The sequence below is a fragment of the Pseudomonas sp. PvP028 genome, assembly GCF_017832255.1.
GTDB lineage: Bacteria > Pseudomonadota > Gammaproteobacteria > Pseudomonadales > Pseudomonadaceae > Aquipseudomonas > Aquipseudomonas syringae.
Genome location: NZ_JAFIBL010000001.1, coordinates 846,952 through 873,415, shown reverse-complemented (window position 1 = coordinate 873,415; position 26,464 = coordinate 846,952). Strand labels below are relative to the sequence as shown.

Annotated in this window: 17 protein-coding genes; 11 read left to right on the top strand and 6 right to left on the bottom strand. The window is 62.2% G+C overall.

The features are described 5' to 3' along the window. Positions 1-48: 48 nt before the first annotated feature. Complete coding sequence (locus JOE34_RS03865; protein ID WP_017278433.1) at positions 49-951, bottom strand: energy transducer TonB; 903 nt, start codon at positions 949-951, stop codon at positions 49-51. Positions 952-1,117: 166 nt separating this feature from the next. Next, positions 1,118-2,077, bottom strand: a complete 960-nt coding sequence (gene gshB / locus JOE34_RS03860) for a glutathione synthase (RefSeq protein WP_003316740.1) — start codon at positions 2,075-2,077, stop codon at positions 1,118-1,120. Positions 2,078-2,331: 254 nt separating this feature from the next. Here gshB and pilG point away from each other — a divergent pair, with 254 nt between their 5' ends. Genes pilG through JOE34_RS03830 form a run of 6 tightly spaced genes read left to right on the top strand, consistent with a single transcriptional unit; the run spans position 2,332 to position 12,296 of the window. Continuing rightward, the gene (gene pilG / locus JOE34_RS03855; RefSeq protein WP_002551738.1) at positions 2,332-2,742 is read left to right on the top strand and encodes a twitching motility response regulator PilG; all 411 of its coding nucleotides are present in this window, start codon (positions 2,332-2,334) and stop codon (positions 2,740-2,742) included. A gap of 46 nt (positions 2,743-2,788) precedes the next feature. Then, positions 2,789-3,154 carry a twitching motility response regulator PilH gene (gene pilH / locus JOE34_RS03850; protein WP_003316741.1) on the top strand — a complete coding sequence of 122 codons (366 nt, stop codon included), beginning with the start codon at positions 2,789-2,791 and terminating at the stop codon, positions 3,152-3,154. A gap of 14 nt (positions 3,155-3,168) precedes the next feature. Next, a complete protein-coding gene (locus JOE34_RS03845; RefSeq protein WP_209995121.1) occupies positions 3,169-3,708 on the top strand; it encodes a chemotaxis protein CheW in 540 nt (179 codons plus the stop codon). A gap of 50 nt (positions 3,709-3,758) precedes the next feature. Beyond that, positions 3,759-5,801, top strand: coding sequence for a methyl-accepting chemotaxis protein (locus JOE34_RS03840; RefSeq protein ID WP_003414357.1), 2,043 nt, complete (start codon positions 3,759-3,761; stop codon positions 5,799-5,801). Between the two features lie 47 nt (positions 5,802-5,848). Next, entirely contained in the window at positions 5,849-11,833 is a 5,985-nt protein-coding gene (locus JOE34_RS03835) for an Hpt domain-containing protein (RefSeq protein WP_209995120.1), read from the top strand. Further along, a complete protein-coding gene (locus tag JOE34_RS03830) occupies positions 11,826-12,296 on the top strand; it encodes a chemotaxis protein CheW (RefSeq protein WP_003392217.1) in 471 nt (156 codons plus the stop codon). Before JOE34_RS03835 ends, JOE34_RS03830 begins: the two co-directional genes overlap by 8 nt. Before the next feature lie 189 nt (positions 12,297-12,485). Here the strand turns inward: JOE34_RS03830 and selO are convergent, their stop codons facing one another. Both selO and JOE34_RS03820 read right to left on the bottom strand, forming a co-directional pair. Then, complete coding sequence (selO, locus tag JOE34_RS03825) at positions 12,486-13,949, bottom strand: protein adenylyltransferase SelO (RefSeq protein ID WP_003316751.1); 1,464 nt, start codon at positions 13,947-13,949, stop codon at positions 12,486-12,488. A gap of 138 nt (positions 13,950-14,087) precedes the next feature. After that, positions 14,088-14,753 (bottom strand): GntR family transcriptional regulator, encoded by a 666-nt coding sequence (locus tag JOE34_RS03820; protein WP_080341290.1) that lies wholly within the window; start codon positions 14,751-14,753, stop codon positions 14,088-14,090. Between the two features lie 253 nt (positions 14,754-15,006). Between JOE34_RS03820 and JOE34_RS03815 the strand changes: the two genes are divergently transcribed. Genes JOE34_RS03815 through JOE34_RS03795 form a run of 5 tightly spaced genes read left to right on the top strand, consistent with a single transcriptional unit; the run spans position 15,007 to position 21,161 of the window. Beyond that, positions 15,007-16,239 (top strand): NRAMP family divalent metal transporter, encoded by a 1,233-nt coding sequence (locus JOE34_RS03815; protein WP_003345192.1) that lies wholly within the window; start codon positions 15,007-15,009, stop codon positions 16,237-16,239. A 16-nt stretch (positions 16,240-16,255) separates the two neighbouring features. Then, positions 16,256-17,020 carry a 5-oxoprolinase subunit PxpA gene (locus JOE34_RS03810; protein WP_003422431.1) on the top strand — a complete coding sequence of 255 codons (765 nt, stop codon included), beginning with the start codon at positions 16,256-16,258 and terminating at the stop codon, positions 17,018-17,020. Between the two features lie 2 nt (positions 17,021-17,022). Continuing rightward, complete coding sequence (locus JOE34_RS03805; RefSeq protein ID WP_024650004.1) at positions 17,023-17,817, top strand: putative hydro-lyase; 795 nt, start codon at positions 17,023-17,025, stop codon at positions 17,815-17,817. Positions 17,818-17,826: 9 nt separating this feature from the next. After that, a complete protein-coding gene (locus tag JOE34_RS03800) occupies positions 17,827-19,431 on the top strand; it encodes a 5-oxoprolinase/urea amidolyase family protein (protein WP_122232150.1) in 1,605 nt (534 codons plus the stop codon). Continuing rightward, positions 19,428-21,161: a biotin carboxylase N-terminal domain-containing protein gene (locus JOE34_RS03795; protein WP_198699532.1), complete on the top strand. Its 1,734-nt coding sequence runs from the start codon at positions 19,428-19,430 to the stop codon at positions 21,159-21,161. The genes JOE34_RS03800 and JOE34_RS03795 overlap by 4 nt, the downstream gene beginning before the upstream one ends. 65 nt (positions 21,162-21,226) lie before the next feature. Here JOE34_RS03795 and mscK read toward each other — a convergent pair whose 3' ends face one another. Both mscK and JOE34_RS03785 read right to left on the bottom strand, forming a co-directional pair. Continuing rightward, on the bottom strand, positions 21,227-24,616 hold the full coding sequence (mscK, locus tag JOE34_RS03790; protein ID WP_003318150.1) for a mechanosensitive channel MscK: 3,390 nt from the start codon (positions 24,614-24,616) through the stop codon (positions 21,227-21,229). A 38-nt stretch (positions 24,617-24,654) separates the two neighbouring features. Next, positions 24,655-26,397, bottom strand: a complete 1,743-nt coding sequence (locus JOE34_RS03785; protein WP_003422423.1) for a potassium/proton antiporter — start codon at positions 26,395-26,397, stop codon at positions 24,655-24,657. Positions 26,398-26,464: the final 67 nt, after the last annotated feature.

Here is a 26,464-nt window from a genome sequence, read left to right as displayed (position 1 = left end):
GGCTGACAACTGACACGTGTGGGTGTCGGGCGTCAGCTGGCAAAAAGTTCAGTTGCTTGACAGCTTGTCTCCGCGTGCAAATTTCCAGGTGCGAATGATCTCCAGTCGATCAATATCCGCCAGATCGCCGGTGAACGGCGCAAAAGGCGCCGCCAGACGCACGATCCGCTGTGCGGCTTGATCCAGCAAAGGCTGTCCTGAAGATTCGAGCACCAGCACTTCATACAACGAGCCGTCCCGATTGATTGACACAAGAAGTCGCAAATTACCGTAGATCTGCTTGCGTCGTGCTTCCTCAGGATAGTTCAGGTTTCCGACCCGCTCGACCTTCTTGCGCCAGTCATCCTTGTACCAGGCACCTTTGTCGCGCATGGTCGATGCCGCATTGAGGCGGTGGATCTTCGGGCGCTTGGCGTAAAGCTGCTGTTCGGTCGACAGTTCGGCTTCCAGGCTGGCAATTTCGTTGCTCAGTTCCGAGCTGTCGAAGGTCGGTGCGGCCTTGGTGGTGGGCTCGGGCTTGACCTCATCGCGCTTGGCAACGGTTTTCTGCTGACTGGGCGCGGTGGTCGCGACGGCGGTCTTCGGTGCTTCCTGTTTGACCACCGGCTTGCTGGCCGGGGGCGGCGTGACCTTGTTGACCTTGGTGTCCTGATAGGGCGCCAGCTCAGTGGTCTTGAGCGTTTCGGCCTTGTCCAGAGTGCCGCTGCCCTGCTGATCGTCTTGCGCCAGAAAGTCAGCCTGTTTGGGCTTTTCTTCGCTTTTGAAGCTGGCCAGGGTGATTTCCAGCGTCTGCGAGATCTGCTCCGGCTTTACATAGGTGAAGCCCACGCCAAGGATCACCGCGAGGTGAATCAGCGCCGCGATCATCATGGTAAAACCCAGGCGATCGGCAGGGCGCACACCGGCGTTGGCGAGTTCTAGGGGGAGGTCGTTGTTGGCCATGGGTGTCATTGGCGGTTCAGCATCTCGTCAGCCTGCATGTCAAAATCCGTGTCGTGTTACAGGTGGCGCATGATAACGCAATGTGCCGCGCCGCTCTGCTGCGGATCGGACCAAGGGAATCGATCTGGCGCCGTGGCGCACGGTGTTGCCCGTGGCCAGCGGCGTCAGCGGCTGATCAGCCCTTGCGCGCTTGCAGCTTCTTCTCGATCGCGTCCATCAGCAGGCCACCAATGTTGGTGCCGAAGGCGTTGTCGATCTCGCGGATGCAGGTCGGGCTGGTGACGTTGATTTCGGTCAGGTGCTCACCAATCACGTCGAGGCCGACGAACAGCAGGCCTTTTTCACGCAGGGTCGGGCCGATCTGTTCGGCGATCCAGCGGTCCTTGTCGCTCAACGGACGGGCCTCGCCACGTCCACCGGCCGCCAGGTTGCCACGCGTCTCGCCGGCTGCCGGGATGCGCGCCAGGCAATACGGGACCGGTTCGCCATCGACCATCAGAATGCGTTTGTCGCCGTCCTTGATGGCCGGCAGGTAACCCTGCGCCATGATTTGCTGCGTTCCGTGGGCGGTCAGGGTTTCGAGGATCACTGACAGGTTCGGATCGCCCGCACGGTGGCGGAAGATCGACGCGCCGCCCATGCCGTCCAGCGGCTTGAGGATCACGTCGCCGTGCTGTTCGGCGAATTCACGGATGATGTCCGCGCGGCGGCTGACCAGCGTCGGCGGCGTGCACTGCGGAAACAGTGTGGCGAACAGCTTCTCGTTGCAGTCGCGCAGGCTCTGCGGCTTGTTGACCACCAGTACCCCGGCACGCTCGGCCTGCTCCAGCAGGTAAGTGGCGTAGACGAATTCCATATCGAACGGCGGATCCTTGCGCATCAGGATCACGTCCAGGTCGTCGAGACCTGCGTCGACTTCGGCTTCGAACTCGAACCACTTGGCCGGATCGGCAAACACCTTGAGCGGCTTCATGCGTGCGCGGGCCTGACCAGCGTTCTGATACAGGTCTTTCTGTTCCATATAGAACAGTGACCAGCCGCGTTCCTGGGCGGCAAGCAGCATGGCCAGCGAGCTGTCCTTTTTATAGGAAATGCGCTCAATGGGGTCCATGACAATCCCTAGGCGAACGCTCATGGGCAATATCCTCTGATCGGTAAGGGCCGCAACGGCCGTAAAATTGGCATCAGGGTGGCGCTCCGATTGCTCCCGGTCAAGGGGCAGGCCTGCCGCGATGCGCCAAGGTGCACTTTATGGATTGCGTCTGGAGAGTGTGCTAAAAAGGCTCGGCATCCGGTCTTCGGTCCCAGTCGATCAACGAAGCGATACCGTCAGGCTCCCAGTGCCTCGCAGAATGCGCAAAAATTCGCTGCGGCGATGGAAGAGCAGCTATGGAACAACACGCCTCCGCCCTGAAAGTCATGGTCATCGATGATTCGAAGACCATCCGCCGCACCGCCGAAACACTGCTCAAGAACGCAGGTTGTGAAGTCATCACTGCGATAGACGGTTTCGACGCGCTGGCCAAGATTGCCGATAACCACCCGCGAATCATATTCGTCGATATCATGATGCCGCGTCTGGACGGTTATCAGACCTGCGCGCTGATCAAGAACAACCGGGCATTCAAGTCGACGCCGGTCATCATGCTGTCCTCCAAAGATGGCCTGTTCGACAAGGCCAAGGGGCGGATTGTCGGTTCCGATCAGTTTTTGACCAAGCCTTTCAGCAAGGAAGAACTGCTCAGCGCGATCAAGGCTCATGTGCCGGGCTTCGTTGCAGCAGAACAACACATATCATGACGCCCGCGCCTGATGTAGCGCGCTCGTAATCTGACGGGGAACACCCATGGCTCGAATATTGATCGTCGATGACTCGCCGACTGAAATGTACAAACTCACCGGCATGCTGGAAAAGCACGGTCATGAAGTGCTCAAGGCCGAAAACGGTGCTGATGGCGTGGCCCTGGCCCGTCAGGAAAAGCCCGATGCCGTGCTGATGGACATCGTCATGCCGGGGCTCAACGGTTTTCAGGCCACGCGCCAGCTGACCAAGGATGCCGACACCAGCATGATCCCGGTGATCATGATCACCACCAAGGATCAGGAGACCGACAAGGTCTGGGGTAAACGCCAGGGCGCGCGGGATTACCTGACCAAGCCGGTGGACGAAGAAACCCTGATGAAAACCTTGAATGCGGTGCTGGCCGGCTGATTGCCGGAATCGCCATGGCCGAGCCGCGCACCGCTTTTGAACTGCTTCTGGATATGGATCGACGCTGTCGTTCGCTGGCGGCGGGCCTGCCGCTGCAGGAAGCCCATCAGCAGGACTGGGTCGGCATCGGTTTTCGCATGGGCGAGCAACGCTTTGTCGCGCCGATTGGCGAGATCGCCGAAATCCTTCACGAACCCCATCATGCGGTAATGCCCGGGGTGAAGTTCTGGGTGGCGGGTATCGCCAATCTGCGCGGTCGGTTGTTGCCACTCATGGATCTGTGCGGGTTTTTCGGCCATGAACTGGCGCCGGTGCGTAAACAGCGCCGGGTGCTGGTGGTCGAGCACCATGACGTATTTGCCGGTCTGCTGGTCGATGAAGTGTTCGGCATGCAACGTTTCAGCCAGTTGAGCCTCATACCCCAGACCCCGCAGGACATGGATCAGCGTATGGTGCCGTTCCTGCGCGGGCAATTTATCCGCGAGCAGGCGTGGCATATCTTCAGCCCATGGGCGCTGGTGCAGTCTGCGGATTTCATGGACCTGGCGTCCTAGCATGTCGGGCCTGGTGTGTTTCACAATTGATCCAGGCGGGGGCCTGATTAATGAGTAGTACAGACCGGTCAAGGGAAGGCGCAAGAAGCCGGACGCAGATTATTCTGCTGTTCGTGGCGCTTATCGTTTTCATCATGTTGCTGTTCGCCAACTTCGCCTACCTCAACACTCAGTCCAACTACGACAAACAGTACATCGGGCATGCCGGTGAGCTGCGCGTCCTGTCGCAACGCATCGCGAAAAACGCCACCGAAGCGGCTGCCGGCAAAACCCAGGCGTTCAAGTTGCTGGCCGATGCGCGCAATGATTTCGACGTGCGCTGGGGCTACCTGAGAAAAGGCGACCCGGCCACCGGCCTGCCTGCGGCTCCTGATCTGATACGCGACGAGTTGCGCACCGTGCAACGTGACTGGGAAGGGCTGCGCAAGAGCACCGACGTGATTCTGGCCAGCGAACAAACCGTTCTGTCGCTGCATCAGGTGGCGGCGACGCTGGCCGAAACCATTCCGCAATTGCAGGCCGAATACGAAAAAGTCGTCGAGAACCTCCTGCAAAGCCGTGCCCCTGCCGCACAGGTGGTGGTTGCGCAACGCCAGGCATTACTCGCAGAACGGATTCTCGGCTCGGTCAACACCGTGCTGGCTGGCGATGAAACGGCTGTGCAGGCCGCCGATGCCTTTGGCCGCGATGCCAGCCAGTTCGGGCGTGTGCTTAACGGCATGCTGGAGGGCAACGCCACGCTGCGCATCTCCCAGGTCGAGGACCGCGATGCGCGGGCGCGGCTGGCGGAGATCGCCGAACTGTTCGAATTCGTCTCAGGCTCCGTGGACGAGATTCTCGAAACCTCGCCCGAGCTGTATCAGGTGCGCGAGGCCTCGGGCAACATCTTCAACACTTCACAAACCCTGCTGGATGAGACCTCGGTACTCGCCAACAGCCTGGAAAACCTCGCCAAGCGCCGCACCGTGAACACCGTCGGCGGCTATGTGCTGGGCTTGCTGGCACTGGCCTCGATCATCCTCATCGGTCTGGTCATGGTGCGCGAGACCAATCGCCAGTTGCGCGAAACTGCGCAGAAGAGCGAGCGCAACCAGACGGCGATCATGCGTCTGCTGGACGAGATCGAGAACCTCGCCGACGGCGACCTGACGGTCACGGCCTCGGTGACCGAGGACTTCACCGGGGCGATTGCCGACTCCATCAATTACTCCATCGACCAGTTGCGCGAGCTGGTGGTGACCATCAACCTGACCGCCGAGCAGGTAGCCGCTGCGGTGACCGAAACCCAGGCGACGGCCATGCAGTTGTCGGCTGCCTCAGAGCATCAGGCGTTGCAGATCAGTGCGGCGTCGACAGCGATCAACGACATGGCAGCGTCCATCGATCAGGTTTCGACCAACGCCTCGGAGTCCTCGGCCGTGGCGGAGCGTTCCGTGACAATTGCCAATAAAGGCAACGAGGTCGTGCAAAACACCATTCACGGCATGGACAACATTCGCGAGCAGATTCAAGACACCTCCAAGCGCATCAAACGTCTGGGCGAGTCATCCCAGGAGATTGGCGACATCGTCAGCCTGATCGACGACATTGCCGACCAGACCAACATCCTGGCCTTGAACGCCGCTATTCAGGCGTCGATGGCCGGCGATGCCGGACGAGGGTTTGCCGTGGTGGCTGACGAAGTGCAGCGGCTGGCCGAGCGTTCGTCGTCTGCGACCAAGCAGATCGAAACGCTGGTCCGGGCCATCCAGAACGACACCAACGAGGCGGTTATCTCCATGGAGCAGACCACCAGCGAAGTGGTGCGCGGCGCACGCCTGGCGCAGGACGCCGGGGTGGCGCTGGGGGAAATCGAAGGGGTGTCCAGGGTGCTGGCCGAGCTGATCGAAAGTATCACCGATGCCGCCCACCAACAGGCCGAGTCTGCCGGGCAGATTTCGCAGATCATGACCGTCATTCAACAGACCACTTCGCAGACCACCTCGGGCACCTCGGCCACTGCTGAAAGCATTGGCAACCTGGCGAAAATGGCCAGCGAAATGCGGCGCTCGGTATCGGGCTTTGCCCTGCCGTCATCGAAGAAAGCCGGATGATGTACCGCACATGAACAACCTTGATTGGGTAACGGACGGTACTCGTCATGGCTGATCGTCACGATTACGTTGCTCTTGAGTGGCTGAAGGGCGAGATCGCCGAAACGTTGCGCCAGGCCCGTCAGGCGCTGGACCTGTTCATCGAAGACCCGGCCAATGCTGCGGCGATGGCCGAGTGCCTGAACCTGGTGCATCAGGTTCACGGCAGTCTGCAGATGATCGAGTTCTATGGCGCCGCGTTGCTGGCCGAGGAAATCGAGCAACTGGCGCTGGCGGTCCAGCAGAACCGTGTCAGCCATCCGGTCGAGTCCGAGCAGCTGTTGATCCAGGCCATGAGTCAGTTGCCGGTTTACCTGGAGCGCATTCATTCCGCGCGCCGCGATCTCCCGCTGGTGGTCTTGCCACTGCTCAATGACCTGCGCAGCGCGCGGGGCGAAAGTCTGCTCTCGGAAACCAGCCTGTTCGCCCCGCAGCTGGTCGTCGTGCCGCCGCTTGATGAGCAGGAGCTGGCGCGGCGCAATACCCCGGAATTGCCCAACCTGCTGCGCAAGCTGCGCCAGACGCTGCAGGCGGCGCTGGCCGGCCTGATGCGCGAGCAGGGCGTGCAGACCCAGCTCGGTTACATGGCCAAGGTGTTTGCCCGGCTTGAGCAGTTGTGCGAAGACGCGCCGCTCGGTGCGCTCTGGCGAATCGCCTCGGCACTGGTCGAAACCATGCTCAACGGCAACTTCACCAACAGTCCGGCGCTGCGCAGTCTGTTGAAGGACGCCGACAAGGAACTCAAGCGTCTGGCCGAGCAGGGCGTCATCGGCATCAATCAGCCCGCCCCCGAAGAGCTGTTGAAAAGCCTGCTGTTCTACATCGCCAAGTCCGACAGCCTGGCGCCGAAGATGCTCGACCTAAAGGACCAGTACGCGCTGGCCGATGCCTTGCCCGGCAACGACGTGGTCAACGAAGAGCGCGCCCGCATGGCCGGTCCGGACCGAGACGCCATGCGTTCGGTGATCGTGGCCTTGTGCGAAGGGCTGGTCAGGGTCAAGGAACGGCTCGACGTGTTCGTGCGCGGCGACCGTCAGCATGTCAGCGAGCTGAACGCGTTGCTGCCGCCGTTGCGGCAGATTGCCGATACCCTGGCGGTGCTGGGTTTCGGCCAGCCGCGCAAGGTGATCATTGATCAGTTGTCTGTGGTCCTTGGTCTGGCGCAGGGGCAGCGCGAGCCCAGCGACGCGGCGCTGATGGATGTCGCGGGTGCCTTGCTCTACGTCGAATCGACCCTTGCCGGCATGGCCGGGAGTCACGAGCAGGTCAGCCGCGAAGAAAGCCGCCTGCCGACCACCGACCTGACGCAGATTCATCAACTGGTGATTCGCGAAGCCCGCACGGTGTTGCAGCAGGCCAAGGACGTAATCCTCGATTACATCGATGGCGAGTGGGACCGACAGCGGCTCGATCCGCTGTGCGCGCTGATCGTGCAGGTTCGCGGTGCGCTGGCCATGATCCCGCTGGCCCGTGCGGCCAGCCTGCTGGCCGCCTGCAACGAATACATTCAGGAACACCTGCTGGTGGACGAAACCCGTCCCACCTGGGTCCAGCTCGATTGCCTGGCCGACACCATCACCGGTATCGAGTATTACCTGGAACGCATGCTCGAAGACCATCAGGCGCCGGGCGACCAAGTGCTGGACATGGCCCAGCAAAGCCTGGCACGGCTGGGCTATACGCCTGCTGCGGACAGCCTCGAAGTGCCGTTGCTCGAAGAGATCATCACTCAGGACGAGTTGCTGGAACTGGATGACCGCAAGGCGCTGGTCAGCCCCACACAAACCATTGCCCAGGTCCTCGCCAGCCCGGTCTCGGCCGTTAACCCGCCCGCCCGTAACGTACCCACCAGCCTGTTGCCGCCCTCGGCCGGGGAAGAGGCGGTGGACGACGAGTTGCGCGATGTGTTTCTCGAAGAGGCCGACGAGGTGCTCGACGCGCTGCGTGAGTACCTGCCGCGCTGGTTCGCCTCGCTCGGCCGCGACGGCCATTGGGACAGCACGGCGCTGACCGAAGTGCGTCGTGCGTTTCATACCCTCAAGGGCAGCGGCCGGATGGTGCGTGCGCTGATCCTCAGCGAGCTGGCCTGGTCGGTGGAGAACCTGCTCAACCGGGTGCTGGAAGGCGATGTACTGCCGGGCCTCGAAGTGCAGCAACTGATGAGTGAAGTGCAGGCGCTGCTGCCGTCGGTTATCCGCGATTTTGCCGAAGATGCGCAGCGCCAGCGCGACGATGTCGACCTGTTGGCGGCTCGCGCCCATGCGTTGGCCAATGGGCTGGAGCCACCGACGCTGCCGGCCGTGGATGATCCTGCGCCAGGCAAACCTGTTGCCGACGAACCGCTCGATCCACAGTTGCTGGAGATTTTCCGTCAGGAAGCGCTCGGCCATCTGAATACCCTCGGCCGCTTCCTCGACAATGCCGAACAATCAGCGTCGCCGGCGATCAGCGACGCGGTGCTGCGTGCGTTGCATACGCTCAAGGGCAGCGCGCACATGGCCGGGGTGCTGCCGATTGCCGAACTGGCCAGCCCGCTCGACCAGTTAGTGCGTGAATACAAGGCTAACCTGATCGATATCGGTTCACCGGAGCTCGTCCTGCTGCGCAGCGCCGAACCGTTGCTGCACAAGGGCCTCGAACAACTGGACAGCACGCCGCTGGCCGATATTCCGGGCGCCGCGCCGCTGATCGAGGCTGCGCTGGCGATGCTCAACGACCGCCTCACCGTGGTGTTGCGTGAGTCGGACAGCGGCCTGCGTATCAAGCGCAACCCCACGCTGCTCGCCAGTTTTCTGGCCGAAGGCATGGACATTGTGCTGGATGCGGAAAACCTGCTGCGGGGCTGGCGGCAGCACCCCGGCGAACGCCAGGAACTGAGCGCGCTGCTCGACGAGCTGACCACCCTCGGTCATGGCGCGCATCTGGCCGACCTGCCGCAGGTCGATGAGCTGTGCGAGGCCTTGCTCGACCTCTACGGCGCGGTCGAGGAAAGCAGTCTGGCGGTCAGCGAGCGGTTTTTCGATGTGGCAGAAAATGCTCACGAAGCGCTTATCAACATGCTTGATCAGGTGGCCGCTGGTCAGGATGTCGAGCCACGTCCCGAATGCGTGCGTGCCTTGAACCAGTTGCTGGATCAGGCGCTTGACCCTTCGGCGACCGGGCTGGTCAAGAGCGACGGCCACCGCACCTTGAGCGTTACCGAGCTCAACGCCGCTACCGCGCAGCTGGCCAGCGAGGCCGGGCACACTGAGACTGAAGTTGCCGGGCCGGACGACGAAATCGTCGAGATATTTCTGGAAGAGGCCGTCGATATCCTCGACAGCGCCGGTCAAGCCTTGCAGCGTTGGCTGGCCGAGCCGGAAAACCCTGCGCCGCTGGCCTCATTGCAGCGCGACCTGCACACCCTCAAGGGCGGTGCGCGGATGGCTGAGGTGGCCGAGGTGGGCGACCTGGCCCACGAACTGGAAAACCTCTACGAGGGATTGATCGACCGGCGCTTCAACCATTCGCCGACGCTGGCCGAGCTGCTGCACGAGAGCCACGACCATCTGGCCATTCTGCTTGAGCAGCTGTATCGGCAGGAAGCGCTCAGCGACCCTTCGGCTTTGATCGAGGCGCTGCGCAGCTGCCGCACGCTCGAGAGCGCCGGGCCCGAGGTGCAAGCCTCGCCTGCCACCAACGAAGATCTTCCCGAACATGACACCGAGCTGCGTGAAGTCTTCCTCGAGGAAGGTTTCGACATCATGGAAAGCTCGGGCGCAGCATTGGCGCGCTGGCAGGCCGATCCGCACAACATGCTGGAAGTCGAAAACCTGCTGCGCGACCTGCACACCCTCAAGGGCGGCGCGCGGATGGTGGAAATTGCTCCGATAGGCGACCTCGCCCACGAGCTGGAGACGCTTTACGAGGGGCTTTCCGCCGGCAGCCTGCAGCCTGCGCCGTTGATGATGGGGCTGTTGCAGAGCGGTCAGGATGTGCTGGCCGACATGCTCGATGCCGTGCGCAGTGACAAGCCGCTGCCTGACGCGACCTTGCTAATTGAGAGCATTCGCAGACTGGCCACCGACGAGCCGTCGGGCGCAGTGCTGGCTGCGCAGGGCCTGGAGGTCCATCCGGAGTCGGTGGTCGCCGTGGCCCCGGTCGCCGAGGGCGAGGTCGAGCGCAGTGGTCCGGAAATGGTCAAGGTGCCTGCCGAGCAACTGGAAGACCTGGTCAACCTGGCCGGCGAAACCTCCATCTTCCGTGGACGTATTGAACAGCAGATTATTGATTCACAGATCGCCCTGGTAGAGATGGAAACCACCATCGAGCGGATGCGCGATCAGTTGCGTCGTCTTGATATGGAAACCCAGGGGCGCATTCTCAGCCGTGAGCAGGTTCAGGCCGAGCGGCTGGGCTATGAAGAGTTCGACCCGCTGGAAATGGACCGCCATTCCCAGTTGCAGCAGTTGTCGCGCGCTTTGTTCGAATCGGCGTCCGACCTGATGGACCTCAAGGAAACCCTCGGTGCGCGCGCCCGCGACGCGGAAACGCTGCTGTCGCAACAGGCCAGGGTCAACACCCAGCTTCAGGAAGGCCTGATGCGTACGCGCATGGTGCCGTTCGAACGATTGGTGCCGCGCCTGCGTCGCGTGGTGCGCCAGGTGGCCTCGGAACTGCACAAGAAAGTCCATTTCGAAGTCGGCAACGCCGACGGTGAAATGGACCGCAACGTGCTGGAACGAATGGTCGCGCCACTGGAGCACATGCTGCGCAACGCCGTCGATCACGGGCTTGAAAGCACCGAAAAACGCATCGCTGCCGGCAAGCCGGAACAGGGCCATATCAGTCTTGAGCTGATGTACGAAGGCGGCGATATGGTCATCGAACTGAGCGATGACGGCTCGGGTGTCGACCTCGCTGCGGTACGCCGCAAGGCCATCAAGCGCGGCATGATCCATCCGGATGCCGATCTGTCCGACCATGAAGTGCTGCCGTTCATCCTGCAGGCGGGTTTTTCCACCAGCGAGATCATCACCCAGATTTCCGGCCGTGGCGTGGGCATGGATGTGGTGCACGCCGAGGTCAAGCAACTGGGCGGTTCGATGGTCATCGACTCGGTACCGGGCCAGGGCACGCGCTTCCGTATTCGACTGCCGATTTCGGTGTCGGTCAACCGGGCGTTGATGGTGACGTGCGGCGAAGAACAGTATGCGGTGCCGCTCAATACCGTCGATGGCATCGTGCGCGTCATGGCCAATGAACTGGACGGCTATTACCAGACCACCCCGCCGCGCTATCAATATGGTGGGCGCAGTTACGAGCTGCGCTATCTGGGCGAGTTGCTGGGCAGCAGTCCGCCCCGGCTGGCCGGGCAATTGCAGCCGCTGCCGGTGTTGCTGGTGCATCTGCAGGATCAGTGGGTGGCGGTGCAGGTCGATGCGCTGGCAGGCTCGCGCGAGATCGTGGTCAAGAGCCTCGGCCCGCAGTTCTCCAGGGTGCAGGGCATTTCCGGTGCGACCATCCTGGGTGACGGGCAAGTGGTGCTGATTCTTGATCTGATGGCGAAGATTCGTACCTTGCAGGGCTTGCCTTTCAGAGGACGCATGGCGCCTGCCTACCACGAAGCCGAACACGCCAGACCGCTGTTGGTGATGGTAGTGGACGATTCGGTGACGGTGCGCAAAGTTACCAGCCGCTTGCTGGAACGCCACGGCATGCACGTGCTGACCGCCAAGGACGGTGTCGATGCCATGACCCTGTTGCAGGAGCACACGCCTGACATCATGCTGCTCGATATCGAAATGCCGCGCATGGACGGCTTTGAAGTCGCCAGCCAGATCCGCCAGGACGAACAGCTCAAGGAATTGCCTATCATCATGATCACCTCCCGCTCGGGCCAGAAGCATCGCGATCGGGCGATGGCGGTGGGCGTCAACGAGTACCTGAGCAAGCCGTATCAGGAAACCGTATTGCTGGAGAGCATCGCTTACTGGAGCCAGGCACATGTCTGAAGGCACGTTTCAGACAAGCCGTCTGACCAGCCTGACCGGCTTGCTGGTGCCGTTGAGTGACCGGCATCTGCTGCTGCCCAATGTCGCGGTCGCCGAGTTGATCGATTATCAGGATTGCAGCGCAGAGCCGGACGCCCCTGAGTGGTACCTCGGGCCGATCAGCTGGCGCGAACTGACCTTGCCACTGCTCAGCTTCGAAGCTGCGTGCGGAGGCCGCACCCGCGTTGGCGGTCGAGCCCGGATCGTGGTGCTCAACGCGCTGGGCGGACGCAACGACGTCAGATTCATCGCCCTGCTGACCCAGGGCATCCCGCGCTCGTGCAAGGTCGACAGCCAGTTGAGCTACGTCGACGTCCCGCTGGCCGAACTGGAACTGGCCGCCGTACAGATCGGCGAAACCGTAGCCCGCATTCCCGACCTCGAAGGGCTGGAACAATGGTTGGTGGATGCAGGGCTGTCATAGTTAAAGAGGACGCGGAGCGTCCAGAACGGCATGCGACGCGGAGCGCCGCACGATAGGGTGATGATCGTTCCTCACGCACAGCGTGGGAATGCCGTGCGTGACGCTCCGCGTCACAAATCTGTGCCGCGCCGCACACTCAAGACAGGACGCGGAGCACGCTGAGCATGGGCACGATAGGGAATCAAAGCCTCACGACGAACAGCTGATTTCCAGGTGCTTGCCCCAGTCCGGCGGGCGTTGGGCGTAGCCTTGCATGCCGGGCTGTTCGGTGAAGGGGGTGCAGAGCACCTGATGCAGGCGGCGTACTTCTTCGTAGTCGCCTTTTTCCGCAGCAGCGATGGCGTTCTGCGCCAGGTAGTTGCGCAGGATGTACAGCGGATTGACTGCATGCATGCGGGTCTGACGCTCCTGCTCGGTGCCGTTGTCCTCAAGGGCAATACGCGCTTGATACGCTTGCGCCCAGCCATCGAAGCCCTTGATATCGACAAAGTCGTCACGCAACGTGCGCAACGCCTCGGCGGCTGGCTGATCACCCAGGCGGCGGAAGAACAGGGTGTAATCCACGCCGCTGTTCTGCATCAATTTCAGCAACTGGCTGACCAGTTGTTCATCCTGCTCCTGAGCAACGGTCAGGCCCAGTCGGCGGCGCATCAGGTCCAGGTAGTGGGCCTGATACAGCGGCAGGAACAAACCGATGGCCTCACGCAGCGCTTCCACGCTGATGAACGGGGTCAGCGCCTGTGCCAGCGCGCTGAGGTTCCATTGCGCGATAGGCACCTGATTGCTGAAGGAGTAGCGACCTTCGTGATCGGAGTGGTTGCAGATGAAGTGCTCATCGAAATCGTCCAGAAACGCGAACGGTCCGAAATCGAAGGTAATGCCCAGAATCGACATGTTGTCGGTGTTCATCACACCATGGCAGAAGCCGTAGGCCTGCCACTTGGCAATCAGCTCGGCGTTGCGCTCGACGATTTCCCGGAACATCGCCAGATACGGCTCCGGCTGCTCCTGGCAATGCGGGTAATGCATCGTCAGCACATGCTCGGCGAGGGTCTTCAACTGCTCTGGCTGCTTGGTGTAGAAGAAGTATTCCAGGCTGCCGAAGCGCACATGACTCTGTGCCAGACGCAGCACCATAGCGGCATGTTCCTGGGTTTCGCGCCATACCGGCGTGCTGGAGCTGACCACACACCCCGCGCGGCTGCTGGGGATGCCCAGTGCGTGCAGAGCCTCGGAAGCCAGAAACTCGCGGATCGACGAGCGCAGTACGGCGCGCCCGTCACCCATCCGCGAATACGGCGTGCGGCCGGCGCCCTTGAGGTGCAGGTCCCAGTGCTCGCCGGCGTCGTTGTACACCTCGCCTAGCAGCAGGCCACGGCCATCCCCCAGGCGCGGGTTGTAGGAGCCGAACTGATGCCCGGAATACACCATCGCCCGAGGCTCTGCTTCGGACCACAGCTTGTGGCCGCTGAAGATTTCCGCGAACAACGGCAGATCGGCCTGTCCAGGCGCCAGGTCCAGCAGTGCCAGTGCTGACTGGCTGGCAACCACAAGCTGCGGCGCATCGATGGGCTCAGGCAGCACGGAAGTAGAAAACGCATCGCCCAGACGGGCAAAGCGGTTGTCGAAAATGAGTTCGTCGAGTGCTTTCAAAGCGTATCGCCTCCAGAGGGGAATTTCAGGCTTTCAACGAAGCGGCGGCCTGCCTGGCTCGTCGGGCGTGTTGCAACGGTCAGAACCCGTAGACCGGGTCCCTGGGTGGTAGTTCTGGTGATCGGGCCTGCGCCCGGACTACCGGTTCCGGCTTCGCTCGAAGGCGGCCAGAATCGTTCGTTCCGATTGCACCAGATAATCCTCGAGCATGCGCGTCGCCTCATCGGTCTTGCCCGCGTCCAGGCGCCCGAGTACCGCAGCATTCATGTCCAGATAAGGCGAATGCAGCAGCTCCGGATTGTTGAGCAAGCCGAAGGCCAGCCGCAACTCTGCCGATATCTGCGCATAAAACGCCACCAGTCGCGGGCTGTCGGACAGCTCGACGATGGCCTTGTGAAACATCATGTTGGCGGTGCCCACGGCAACCCAGTCCTTGGCCTCACGCGCCTGCACGCCGGCCTCGACCGCATTGCGCATGTGCAGCACACCGGGATGCTGTGGATAAGCCTGGGCAATCGCTCCACATTCGATGAAGCGTCGAATGCGGTAGATATCGATGATCGAAGCCATATCAGGCTTGGCCACGGTGACCCCGCGATTGGGCTCGTGGGTCAGCAGCCCTTCGCGGGTCAACACTCTGAAGGCTTCTCTCAGGGTGTTACGGGAAATATCCAGACTCTCGGCGAGAGCGGCTTCCGAGAGGCGCTGACCAGGTACCAGCTCGCCCTCGACCAGCATTCTGCGAAGCTCAGTGGTGATCGATTCTCCGAGGGTGCGAGGGAGGGCAGAGGCAGCGTCGTTCATAAAGGGTCCAGAGAAAGAAAAGCCAGGTCGATATTCCACGACAGCTCATTGGCTGGCAAGGACGAAGGTCAGCAGATGCATCATCAGGTAGCACACCTGAGTCCTTGCGTAACAACATGGTGCATATGGTTGATCCATAGCGCATGTATTGTTCAACAATATTATCTTTATGTATCTACAAGTTGGCGTACTTGAATGACCTTTGGCATGGTCATTGCTCTGGCAGAATACCTCTCATCTCAGGAATGCCGCCGTGACACAGACTGCCAATGAGTTCACCAAGGCGCGCCGCGCCTCTTTGATCGCCGCGATCTTCATGATGGCGACGTCTGCCATCGGTCCTGGCTTTCTGACCCAGACAGCTACGTTTACTGCGACGCTGGGGGCAGCGTTCGCTTTCGGCATCCTGGCCTCGATCCTGATCGACTTCGTGGTGCAACTGAATGTCTGGCGCATCGTCACGTTGACCAAAATGCGCGCGGCGGATCTGGCCAACGCGGCGATTCCGGGCAGCGGTTATCTGCTCGCGGTACTGGTCATCTTCGGCGGCCTGGTGTTCAGTCTGGGCAACATCGCCGGTGCGGGTCTGGGCTTGAACGCGTTGACCGGTCTTGACCCCAAATGGGGTGGCGCCTTGAGCGCGCTGATCGCCATTGCGATCTTCTCGTCGCACCGCGCCGGCATCGCCATGGACCGCATCATGATGGTGCTGGGCACCCTGAAGGTCTGCCTGATCCTCTTCGCTGCCTTTGCCTCGCACCCGCCGCTGGGTGAAGCGCTGCGCCAGACCATCCTGCCGGACATGGTCGATTTCGCGGCCATCACCACCATTGTCGGTGGCACGGTCGGCGGCTATATCACTTACGCCGGTGCTCACCGACTGCTGGATCGCGGCACCGTCGGGGTCGAGAACATCGATGTGGTGTCCAAGGCGGCGCTGACCGGTATTCTGGTCACCGGCGTTGTTCGTTACATACTGTTTCTGGCGATCCTCGGCGTGGTCGCCAGCGGCGTCGTCATCGATGTGTCCGGCAAAGGTGCAAACCCCGCAGCCCAGGCGTTCACCGCTGCCGCTGGCAACTTCGGCCTGATCATGTTCGGCCTGGTGCTCTGGGCGGCCGGCATCAGCAGCGTGATCGGCGCGTCCTATACGTCGATGTCGTTCATCACGGTGTTTTCCAAGCGCATCACCGAACGCGCGCGCAACCTCGCGACTGTCGGCTTTATCCTGATCACCGTGGTCGTATACGTCATGTGGGGCAAACCACCGGCCGCGCTGCTGGTCTTTGCCGGGGGCTTCAACGGCTTGATCTTGCCACTGGGCCTGAGCATTTTCATGTACGTCGGCTGGCGCCGGTCCGACATGATGGACGGCTACCACTACCCGCGCTGGCTATTAGTGTTGGGCGTGCTGACCTGTCTGCTGTCGTGGTACATGGCGTTCAAATCAGTCGGTCCCATCTTTGCCTTCATCAATGCAGCCTGATTTCGGAGAACAAAAAATGCCTGCGATAGACCTCAACAGTGACCTCGGTGAAAGCTTCGGCGCCTGGAGCATGGGCGATGACGAGGCGATTCTCGATGTGGTCAGCAGCGCCAACGTGGCCTGCGGTTTCCATGCCGGTGACCCGGCCGGGATCCTGCGCACCCTCGAGGCCGCTGCGGCCCGGGGCGTTGCCATCGGCGCGCATGTGGCCTACCCGGACCTGGTAGGGTTCGGCCGCCGCAACATGGACATCCCGAGCGACCAACTGACCGCCGATGTCATTTATCAGATCGGCGCACTGCAGGGCCTGGCTCGCAGCGCCGGGACGAGCGTGAGCTACGTCAAGCCGCATGGCGCGCTGTACAACACCATCGCCGGTGATCAGCGTCAGGCCGCGGCGGTCATTCAGGCGCTGCTGCGCATTGATCCCGCGCTGAAGCTGGTGTGCCTGGCCAACTCGCCGCTGCTCGACTGGGCACGCGAAGCCGGGCTTTCCTGCGTTGCCGAAGCATTCGCCGACCGCGCCTATACCGCTGAAGGCACGCTTGTCTCGCGCTCGCGGCCCGGTGCCGTGCTGCACGACGCCGAACGGATCGCCGAGCGCATGCTGCGCCTGGTGCGCGAAGGCGTCATCGAGGCTGAAGATGGCCGCGAAATCAGCCTGCAGGCCGATTCGATCTGCGTGCATGGCGACAGTCCGGGCGCGGTGAACATCGCCCGCATCCTGAAAGACCGTTTGCACGACGCTGGCGTCACTGTCCGCGCATTCAATCGAGGCTGATCATGAATTCACTGCAACTCGCCCGCGAGGCTGCCAGCGCCGCTCGTGCCCGTTATCGCCAGGGATTCGTCGCGCCGACCGCTGGCCAAGCGCCCGGTCTGACCCAGTGCAACATGATCACGCTGCCACGTGAATGGGCGTATGACTTTCTGCTGTTCGCGCAGCGTAACCCGCAAGCCTGCCCGGTGCTGGATGTGACCGAGCCCGGCAGCCACACCACGCTGTTGGCCGAGCAGGCTGATCTGCGCACCGACCTGCCGCTGTACCGGGTCTGGCGCGACGGGCAACTGGCCGAAGAACTGAGTGACGTGAGCCACATCTGGGCGCAGCACACTGATCTGGTCAGCTTTCTGATTGGCTGCAGTTTCACCTTCGAAACCGACCTGATGCACGCCGGCATCGATGTGCGCCACATCAGCGAAGGCTGCAATGTGCCGATGTACCGCAGCAACCGCGTCTGCCGCCCGGCCGGACGCCTGCAGGGCAACATGGTGGTGTCGATGCGCCCGATCGCCGCGGACCGGGTTGCCGAAGCGGCGCGCATCACCGGTCGCTACCCCGGTGTGCACGGCGCGCCGGTACATGTCGGCGAGCCTGGACTGCTCGGCATCAACGACCTGGCGACCCCTGATTTTGGTGATGCGGTGACGATCAGGCCCGGCGAGATTCCGGTGTTCTGGGCCTGCGGTGTGACCCCGCAGGCAGTAGTCATGGCGTCCCGTGTGCCGTTTGCGATTTCCCACGCGCCGGGCCACATGTTCATTACCGATATTCCGGACAGCTACTACCACGTATAGGAGAGGCTCATGCGTTTCTACCCGGCCAACCTGGATGCACTCCTGGTTGAACTGTCGAATCTGGACGAGACCCTGGCCCTGTTCGAATCGTTACAGCAGATGCCCATCGCTGGCGTCGAGGAAATCGTCCCGGCCGCCCGAACCTTGCTGGTGCACTTTCGTCCGTCAGCCATCGGTTTCGAAGCGCTCGCCACACAGATCGCCTCGCGCGACATTCGTGGCAAGGCCCGCGAGGCGGGCAAGCTGATCGAAATACCTGTGCATTACAACGGCGAAGACCTGGCCGATGTCGCCCGCGAGCTGGACATCAGCGTCGAGGAAGTGATCAAGCGCCACACCGGCAGCGACTACAACGTTGCCTTCTGCGGCTTTGCACCCGGTTTTGCCTACCTAAGCGGCGGTGCCGGGTTTGTGGTGCCACGGCGCAGCACGCCGCGCACACGTATTCCGGCTGGCGCCGTGGCGCTGGCCGGTGGTTTCAGCGGCATTTATCCACAGGCCAGCCCCGGCGGCTGGCAGATTATCGGGGTGACCACCTCAACCATGTGGGATCTGGGCCGCGACGAGCCCGCCTTGCTCCAGCCCGGCTACCGCGTGCGTTTCCAGGATGCCGGTCCGCTCCCGGAGACCCGTGTGCAGGTTGCTGCACCTGTCCGACCGCAGGCGACGACGGTCAGCGAAGACTATCTGCAGATCGAGACGCCAGGTCTGCAAACCCTGTTTCAGGACATGGGGCGTCCCGGTCGGGCGGGGCAGGGTGTTTCCGCATCGGGCGCGCTGGATCGCGGCGCCTTGCGCGCTGCCAACCGCGCGGTGGGTAACGATCCGGCGACCGCGTGTCTGGAGATTCTCATGGGTGGTCTGACCTTCACCTGTCAGGGGCAGACCGTTGTGGCGATTACCGGGGCTCAGGCCAGCGTCGAAGTGCAGACCGCCGAAGGGCAAAAGTTGCAGGCGCCCTTGTATGCACCGCTGGCTTTGCAGAACGGCGATCAGGTGAGCATCGGTTCGCCCAGCGCCGGCCTGCGCAATTATCTGGCGGTTCGTGGCGGTTTCATTCATGAGCCGGTGCTTGGCAGTCTGTCCACAGACACGCTGGCCCAGGTTGGGCCCGCCGCGCTGGCCGCGGGTGACCGGCTGGGCTTCACGCGCAGAACCGGTGGCCCTGCGGTGTCGACTGCCGAACAACCGGCCTTCGAGATGCCGCGTAGCGATGAGGTCATCATCCTGGATGTGGTCATGGGCCCGCGCAGTGACTGGTTCAGCGCCGAAGCCCAGCAACTGCTGGCGCAACAGACCTGGCTGGTCACGCCGCAATCCAACCGTATCGGCATTCGCCTGGCAGGCGAGCAATCGCTGCAACGTGCCGTCGATGGCGAGTTGCCCAGCGAGGGCACCACGGTCGGCGCCATTCAGGTGCCGCCCAGTGGCCAGCCGGTGCTGTTCCTGGCCGATCACCCGTTGACCGGCGGTTACCCGGTCATCGGCGCAGTCGCCACCTACCACCTGGACAAGGCCGGGCAGATTCCGGTCAATGCCCGCATTCGCTTCAACCCGCTGAGCGCCTTCGAGCCAGTGCGCCCCGCCACTTCAGACGAGACCAAGAACAGATGAAAAAGGTTCTGATTGCCAATCGTGGCGAAATTGCCGTTCGTATTGCCCGTGCCTGCCGTGACTACGGAGTCGCCTCGGTGGCGGTGTACGCCGATGCCGATATCGACGCGCTGCACGTGCGTCAGGCCGATGAAGCCTATGGGCTGCAGGGTGAGCGCCCGACCGACACCTACCTGAACATCGAAAAGCTGCTGGCGGTTGCCGCGCGCGCCGGTGCCGATGCGGTTCATCCGGGCTACGGTTTCCTCTCGGAGCGCGCCGAATTCGCCCGCGCGGTGATCGACGCCGGTCTGATCTGGATCGGTCCCGATCCTGCGACCATCGACGCACTGGGCGACAAGGTCCAGGCCCGGCGCATCGCCCTGAAAGTCGGCGCACCGCTGGTGGCCGGTACAGAAGACCCGGTAAAAGATGCCTCTGAAGTGGTCGCGTTTGCCGAGCAGCACGGCCTGCCGATTGCCATCAAGGCCGCCTTTGGCGGCGGTGGTCGCGGCCTGAAAGTCGCCTGGAAGCTCGATGAAGTCGCCGAGCTGTACGAGTCTGCGGTGCGTGAAGCGGTGACCGCGTTCGGTCGTGGCGAGTGCTTCGTCGAGCGCTTTCTGGACCGCCCACGGCACATCGAAGCGCAGATCATCGCCGATCGTCATGGCCGGGTGATTGTGGTCGGCACCCGTGACTGCTCGTTGCAGCGTCGCAACCAAAAGCTGATCGAAGAAGCGCCAGCGCCTTATCTGAATGACGAACTGCGCCAGCGCATTCACGAGTCGGCTCGCGCGGTCTGCGCCGAAGCGGGCTATGTCGGTGCCGGTACGGTGGAGTTCCTGCTCAGCGGCGACGGCACCCTATCGTTCCTGGAGGTCAACACGCGCTTGCAGGTCGAACACCCGGTGACGGAAGAAACCAGCGGCGTGGACCTGGTCATCGAACAACTTCGCGTCGCCGACGGCCTGCCGCTGTCGTTCGATGGCACGCCTGTGCCACGCGGCCACAGCTTTGAATTTCGCATCAACGCCGAAGACGCGGGCAACGGCTTTCTGCCGACGCCGGGGTCTATCACTTTATTTCAGCCGCCGTCCGGTCCGGGCGTGCGCCTGGACACCGGCGTTGCAGAAGGCTCAAGGGTCTCACCGAACTTCGATTCGATGATCGCCAAGCTGATCGTCACCGGCGCAACCCGCGAACAGGCCATCAGCCGCGCCCGCCGTGCGCTGGCCGAGTTCAAGGTGGAAGGCGTGGCCACCGTGCTGCCGTTCCACCGGGCGGTCATGGACCATGACGACTTCACCGCGGCCAATACCTTCGCCGTCCACACCCGCTGGATCGAAACCGACTTCGCCGAGCACGTCACCATCGCCCCGCGCAACGCAGAACCGGTCGACCCCGGCGTGCTGCGTACCTTCGTTGAAATCGACGGCAAACGCCACGAACTGGGCCTGCCTGCTGCGCTGCTGGCTGGCATGAGCCTGAACGCTGCCGCCCCGGCTGACGCCAGCCAGCCAGCGGCCGACGCCCCGGACCCGCACGCAGTGCTGACGCCGGTCGCGGGCAACCTGCATGCCTGGGCGGTTGAAGACGGTGCGACGGTAGAGAAGGGACAGGTGATCGCGATCATGGAGGCGATGAAGATGGAAACATCCATACTGGCGCCGTGTGCCGGAACCGTGCAGATCAGCAAGGAGCCTGGGGGGTATCTGGAGGCGAAGGTGGTGATTGGGCGGGTTGAGGCCTGATTTAATCGCTAATCGCTAGCGTGTCGACCGTGCTGTAGCCCGGTCGACACACACTTTCACTCTTCTCAATCCAGCCGCAACTCAGGCGGCTCGGGCGCATCTTTGGTCGCCGGGGTCACTTGGGTATTCACCGGTTGCAGGGTCGTCTGCCCAGCCGGTGCGCCGTGCTTGTCGCCCGGCTCTGCAGGCACCAGTTTGTATTCCAGGCCCTGGGTGTTCTTGAGGTAGATCTCCATCTGGCGGAACGAGATGTTGATGTGCTGCTTCTTGAACTCGCGATTGATGAAGCGGTTGATCTCGTCGAGTACCGGGTTGCGGTCGCCCAGGTCGCGTACGTGCATGCGCAGTTCGTGGTCGAGGGTGCTTTCGCCGAAGTTCAGGAAGTAGACGATCGGTTCTGGCTCCTTGAGCACCCTAGGGTTTTCCCGGGCGGCTTGCAGCAGCAGGGAGCGCACCAGGTCCAGGTCCGAGCCGTAATCCACGCCCAGCTTGAGGGTTACGCGGGTGACGGTGTCGGTCAGCGACCAGTTGATGAGCTGGCCGGTGATGAAGGTCTTGTTCGGGACGATGATGTCCTTGCGGTCGAAGTCGGTGATGGTCGTGGCACGGATGCGGATCTTGCTGACCGTCCCCGACAGGGCGCCGATGGTGATGGTGTCGCCGATCCGCACTGGACGTTCGAAGAGGATCATGATGCCGGAAATGAAGTTGGCGAAGATTTCCTGCATGCCGAAGCCCAGACCCACCGACAGCGCCGCGACCAGCCACTGCAATTTGTCCCAGCTCACGCCCAGCGTCGACAGCGTGGTGACGAAGCCGACGCCGGCGATGGTGTATGACAGCAGCGTGGTTGTCGCGTAGGCACTGCCCTGCGCGAGGTTCATGCGTGACAGCACCAGCACTTCCAGCAGGCCGGGCAGGTTGCCGGCGAGTACGAAGGTGATGACGATGATCACCCCCGCACCGAGGAAGTCGCTCAGGCTGATCGGCACCATGCTCATGTTGGCCCCGGTGCCACTGGTGTATTCGTAGAGAATGATGTTGTCCAGGTAGGCGAACACGGTGATCAGCTCGGCCCACACCAGATACAGCGCGCCGACGAATCCTGCCAGCAGGGCCAGACGGATCAGGCGCAGCGACTGCTGGTTGACCTGTTCGATGTCCAGCTTGGGTTCTTCGACCGGAATGTCGCTGTCGCCGTTTTCTCTGGCTGCCTGACGCTTGGCCAGCGCACGCTGATAGGCCAGACGCCGGGCGGCCACGCTCAGGCCACGGACGAACGTCGCCTCGACCATCAGCCAGATCATCATCAGGTACAGGGTGTCGATCAGGCGGTCGCTGAGCTTGAGCGCGGTGTAATAGTAGCCAAAGCAAACCGCGAGGAAGAGCGCGACCGGCAATGCCGTGAACACCACGCCGACGGTTTTGCGGAACAGTGAGGCATTGTGATGCGTGGGGCTGGAGATCAGCAGGCGGGCGAGCAGCCAGGTCATCAGGGCGTAACAGGTCAGAACTACGCCGATCCCCAGTACGTCGTCGGCCAGCGCGGCAGGCTGGTGTTCAGCAACGGCCACCACCGCCACCAGGGCCAGAACGACCAGCCCCAGACGCCGTACCCAGCCACGCAGGAACTCGACCTGCGCGGTCTCCCAGCGGAAGTGCAACTGCGCAACGCCTTGCGGTGCAAGTACGCGATAGGCGGTGTAGAACACCAGCCAGGCGAGTGCGATCTGCAGCAAGGCCTCGCCGAGGTTGGCGTTTTGACCGCGGGCGTCGATCTGCAGGGCGTAGCCGCACAGGGCCAGTCCCAGTGCGACGGGCATGGCCAGCAGTACGTTGAACAGCAGCGCCAGTGGCGTTTTCCATTGACTGTCACGCTTGAAGTGACCGATATCGGCGTGCAGGCGATTGAGCTTCTGGTACAGCGCCTTGCGTCTCCAGGTCAGTATGCCGATCAACAGCAGCAAGGGCAGGAACAGCAGCGGGCGCTGGGTCAGGCCGTCTGACAGTTCGCTTAGGCTGGACGTCCAGGGCAGGGTGGAGACCTGCTTTTGCAGGCGTGGCCAGATATTCTGAAACCATTCCACGTCCAGCGGCTTGTTGCTGGGGATCCAGAACATTTGCTCGTCGAGTGTGGCGCGCAGCCCCTGAGCGGTGCTGGTCAGCTGCTTCTGGTTCAATTGCAGCGTGATGGATTCGTTGAGCAACGCGCTCAGCTCGCGATTGAGGCGCTCCAGCAAGTCACTGCGGGTGATGGCCAGGTCCAGCAGCGTCCGGCGCAGTTGCGGGGTGACGTTTTCAGGCGGCTGGGTAGCGAGCAGCCGCTCGACGTAAGCAGTCGGCGTGCTCATCTGTTCGCGTTGCTGATTGATGTCGAACTGATACAGGCGGATGTTGGCGATTTCGTCGGCCAGGCCCTTGTCCAGCTCCAGATGCGGCAACGCCTGCTTCTGCTTGTAGAGAATCTTGGACAGCAGCAGGCTGCCGCTCAGCACATTGATCTGCTCGCTGAGGGCTTGATCGGTCTGGGTCAGGTTGTCGAGTTGCTGCTTGGTCTTGAGGTTCTGCTGAGTTAGCTCGTTGAGGCGATCGGTGCCGCGCAACAGGTAGTCCGACAGCTTGAGGTTGGCGGCGCTCTCGGTGGCCAGCAGGCTGCTGCCGCCGGACTTCTGCGCTTCCAGGGACAGGTCGGCGACCGTTTTTTGCGACTGGGCACGACGCTTGTCGTTGATCAGGGTCTGCAGATCCTGAATTTCCTGCTCCTGGCGCGCCACCTTCTCGGTCAGCAAGTCATGCTGGCTGTTGCCCAGGTCTTGTAATTGGCTGTTGCCGGCCAGTTCCTGGCGACGCAGCAGGTTGAGGGCGTTGATCGAGGCCAGCTCTGCATTGAGCAGGTTTCTTTGGTCGGCGCTCAGCGGTTTGCCGTTGTCCTTGCCATTCTTGAGGATGGCGTTGATCTGCTGGATGCGCGTCTGGTTGGCGCTGATCTCAGTCTGCGCACGCTCCGGCCGCGTTTGCGCGGTAATGGCCAGGCTGTTGGCGTCGTTGAGTTCGCTCTGCAGATCACTTTGCTGGGTGCTGCGCTGACTGAGCAGTTGCTCCAGCTGCGGTACGTCGAGGCCGCCATAACGCTGGGCCACGGGCACCACTTTGCTTTCTTTCAGGCGGGCCAGTTCACGCTGGTTTTCCGACGTCTGTTTTGGCGCCTGGGCAAGCTGCTGTTTGAGCGCTTCGAGTTTCTGTTCGCTGTCCTTCTTGCTGGCCAGAAAAGCCAGTGTCTGCTCGAGCACTTGTTGCAGTGCCTTTTGCTCGGCGTCTGGCAGCTTGCGGTCGGCAATCTTGTCGAGGCTTTGCTGAACAGCGTCGCTGCTGGGCGGGTCGGCGGCGAGCACCGGGAAGGAAGACAGGCAGAGCGCAAACAGTGCGGCAGCACAAAAGGAACGCAGGGAAAACATAGACACCGGTCGCATGATGATACGTGTGGGTTGGCAGTTTAAAGGAACAGTCCGGGGCCCGGGCGGGTTCCTTCGGGGAATTTGACGCCCACTTTCTGGATCTTGTTCCCGTCCATGACGGCAACTGTCCAAATAGTTCCATTCCATTCAATCTGGTCGCCCACCACCGGCTCGCCACGGTTCTTCTGCACAATGAACTGGCTGAGCGGCATGCCTGGGTCGATGCCGTCGAGTTTCAGGCCATACAGGGCCGCCACTTCACCCAGCCTTGCGTCGCCTTCGAGCACGAAGTCGCCGAAGAAACGCAGGTCCAGCCCACGCTGCGGTGCCTGGCTGAACAATTTGCCCAGCGCTGGAAGGTCATGTTCGTGGCCTATCACGCACAGCAGATCACCCACTTCCAGCGTCGTGCTGCCGGACGGATGGAGCAGTTGCTGGCCGCGGAACAGTGCCGCGATACGCGTGCCTTCCGGCATCTTCAGTTCACGCAGAGCCGCGCCAATGCACCACTTTTCGGCGCCCAGGCGGTAGACGAACAACTCCCATTCGCTGGTGACGTGCACCTCCAGCGCGGCCCGGGAAATCGGCGCGGGATCAGGCGGAACCGTCACTTTGAGCAGTTTGGCCATCCACGGCAGGCTGGTGCCTTGCAGCAACAGCGAAACCAGCACGATAAAGAACGCCAGGTTGAAGTACAGCTGTGCGTTGGGCAGGCCGGCCATCAGCGGGAACACCGCGAGGATGATCGGTACCGCGCCACGCAGGCCGACCCAGGCGATAAAGGCTTTTTCGCGATCATGGAACGCCTTGAACGGCAGCAGGCCGACCATCACCGACAGTGGACGTGCCACCAGAATCATCCACAGCGCCAGACCCAGCGCCGGTATCGCAATCGGCAGCAGATCGTGCGGCGTGACCAGCAGGCCCAGCACCAGAAACATGCCGATCTGCGCCAGCCAGGCCATGCCATCGAGCATGTGCAGGATGCCGTGGCGACTGCGAATCGGCCGGTTGCCGAGCACCAGACCGCACAGGTAGACCGCGAGAAAGCCGCTGCCGTGGATGGCGTTGGTCAGGGCGAAGATTGCCAGGCCACCGGCAATCACCAGAATCGGGTAGAGGCCGGCGGCCAGATTGATGCGGTTGACCAGCTGCAGCAGGATCCAGCCGCCGCCCAGACCGATAAAGCTGCCGATACCGAATTCCTGGATAAGGTGCCCCAGCAGTCCCCAGTGCAGGCCGGTCTGCCCACTGGCCAGCATGCCGATCAGGGTGACGGTCAGGAATACGGCCATGGGGTCGTTGCTGCCCGACTCGATCTCGAGGCTGGCGGTAACGCGCTCGTTCAAGCCTTTGCCCCCCAGCAGTGAGAACACCGCCGCGGCGTCTGTGGAGCCGACGATCGCGCCTATCAACAGGCCCTGAATAACGCTGAGATTGAACAGCCACGCAGCCATCATGCCGGTCAGTACCGTGGTGATGAGCACGCCCACCGTCGCCAGCGACAAGGCCGGCCACAGTGCAACCCGGAAACTGGCCACCCGCGTTCGCAGCCCGCCGTCGAGCAGGATGACCGCCAGCGCAAGGTTGCCGACCAGGTAGGCGGTCGCGTAGTTATCGAAGATGATCCCGCCGCCATCGACGCCTGCGACCATGCCCACTGCGAGGATGATGACCAGGATCGGAATGCCGAGGCGTGACGAAAGAGAACTGACCAGGATGCTCGCGGCTACCAGCAACGCGCCGATCAGGAACAGGCTGTTGATGGTGGTGGCGTCCAAAGGCGGTACTCCGTAGAAAACTGAATTGAAGCGGGAAGGGCGAAAGCTGACCATGCAGTCCGCGTGC